Raw genomic sequence first — 2,369 nt, forward strand, 5'->3', positions numbered from 1 at the left:
GCGCAGGCGGCTGCGCAGGCTCGCCGCGGCACTCGGCGTCACGCTGCTCGTGGCCGGGTGCGCCGACGGGGGCTTCTCCGGGCTGTACAGCGCGCCGCTGCCCGGTGGGGCGGACCTCGGTGACGACCCCTACCGGGTGACCGTGGAGTTCCGCGACGTCCTCGACCTGGTGCCGCAGGCCGCGGTGAAGGTGGACGACGTCGCGGTGGGCCGGGTCGAGCGGATCACGCTCGCCGAGGACACGAAGTCGGCGGAGGTGCTTCTCGTCATCAACGGCGGGATCGGGCTGCCCGCCGACGCCGACGCCGAGCTCCGCCAGTCCAGCCTGCTCGGTGAGAAGTTCGTCGAACTGTCGCCCCCCTCCGACGGGGAGGAGTCCGCGGGGCGGCTGTCCGACGGGGACACCATCCCGTTGGCGCGCACCGGGCGGCACGCGCAGGTGGAGGAGGTGCTCGGGGCGCTGTCCCTGCTGCTCAACGGCGGCGGTGTCGAACAGCTGCGGGAGATCGTCCGGGAGTTGAACACCGCGCTGACCGGGAACGAGGCCGAGTTCCGCGCACTGCTGTCCCGCGCCGATCACCTGGCCACCGAACTCGACGGGCAGCGCGGGGAGATCGTGCGCGCCATCGAGGGGGTGAACGACCTCGCCGCGACGCTGGACGAGCAGTCCGACGACCTCACCCTGGCGCTCGACCACCTGGAGCCGGGCTTGAAGGTGGTGGACGACCAGCGGGAACAGCTCGTCGGCATGCTCGGTTCGCTCGACGAACTCTCCGGCGTGGGCAGCAGGGTGATCGAGGCCACGCGCGACGAGCTGGCGGCCAACCTCGCCTCGTCGGCGCCGGTGCTGGAGAAGCTCGCGGAGACCGGTCCCGACCTGGCCGAGGCGTTGAAGCTGCTGCCCACCTACCCGATCCCGGTGTTCGGCCACCGGATCGTGCACGGGGACTACGCCAACGTGGGAGTCCGGCTGGACCTCAACCTCGACTCGGTACTGAAGAACCTCCTCGGGGCCTACCTCCCCGCGGGGATGGGCGACCTGACGAACGCCGACGGGCCGGACACCTCCGGCACCGCCGGTGACCCCGGGGGCGGCACGGACTCGTCCGCGCCGCCGTTGCCCCTGCCCGGCACCGCGGAGCCGGACACCGGTTCCCGGGACGAGGCCGGGGGCGGCGTCGGGGGACTGCTGGGCGGCCTGCTCGGAGGGACGCGATGAGACTGACGGGTCGGAACAAGGTGCTGTTGCTCGTGTTCGGGCTGATCTCGGTGCTCGCGGTCGGTTACGCGGGCGGGAAGTACGCCGGGCTCGACCGGCTCGTCACCGGACGCGGCTATTCCGTCCACGTCGAGCTGGCCTCCTCCGGCGGCATCTTCGAGGGCGCCGAGGTGGCCTACCGGGGGGTCACCGTGGGGCGGGTGCGGTCGCTGGACCTGGACGGCGACGGCCTCACCGTCGAGCTGGACATCGCCGACGACGCACCGCCGATCCCGGCCGACACCGACGCCGTGGTGGCCAACCGTTCCGCGGTCGGGGAACAGTACGTGGACCTGCGCCCGCACCGCGACGGTGCGCCCTATCTCGAACCCGGCGCGGTAATCCCCCGGGAGCGCACGGACACCCCCGTCATGCCGCACGACCTGCTCGCCGGAGCGCACGACCTGTTGTCCAGTGTGGACCCGAAGTCGGTGCGGACGGTCGTCGACGAGGCACATGAGGCGTTCAACGGGGTGGGGCCGGACCTGCAGCGCCTGCTCGACGCGGCCGGCTCGTTCACCGCGGCCGCCCGGGAGAACCTGCCCGAGACGCGGCAGCTGCTCGCGGACGGGCGCGTGGTCCTGCAGACCCAACGGGAGCAGGGCGACGAGCTGCTGCGGATCGCCGAGGGATTCTCCGAGATCGCGGGTGCGCTGAAGGAGGCGGACCCCGACCTGCGCACCGTGGTGGACCGCGCGCCCGGCCTGAGCCGGGAGGTCGACGAGTTCCTGGCCGAGACCGGCACGTCCACCGGCGTGCTGCTGGCGAACCTGCTCACCACGACGCGGATCACCGCCGCACGCACCGACGCGGTGGAACAGCTGCTGGTCGCCCTGCCGATCGCCTCGGCGTTCTCCAAGTCGGTGACGTCGAACGGCGAGGGCCACCTCGGGCTGGTCCTGAACTTCTTCGATCCCCCGTCGTGCACGAAGGGCTACGAGACCACCCCCGGGCGAGCGGCCGACGAGACCGAGGACGTGCCGCCGAACACCGAGGCCTACTGCGCCGAACCCCCGGGCAGCCCGATCTCGGTGCGCGGCGCCCAGAACGTGCCGCGGGCGGACGGACCGGTGCGGAACCGGGGCGGTTCCGACGGCGGCCCCGACGGCGG

Annotated in this window: 2 protein-coding genes; both read left to right on the forward strand. The window is 72.8% G+C overall.

Annotation, left to right across the window (positions count from 1 at the left end):
* Positions 1 to 10 precede the first annotated feature (10 nt).
* Complete coding sequence (locus tag SACHA_RS0117530) at positions 11 to 1,219, forward strand: MCE family protein (RefSeq protein ID WP_028663307.1); 1,209 nt, start codon at positions 11 to 13, stop codon at positions 1,217 to 1,219.
* A partial coding sequence (locus SACHA_RS22850) for an MCE family protein (protein WP_019811865.1) occupies positions 1,216 to 2,369 on the forward strand: 1,154 nt, incomplete at its 3' end. The genes SACHA_RS0117530 and SACHA_RS22850, both read left to right, overlap by 4 nt.

This window comes from Saccharomonospora halophila 8, from assembly GCF_000383775.1.
Taxonomy (GTDB): Bacteria; Actinomycetota; Actinomycetes; order Mycobacteriales; family Pseudonocardiaceae; genus Saccharomonospora; species Saccharomonospora halophila.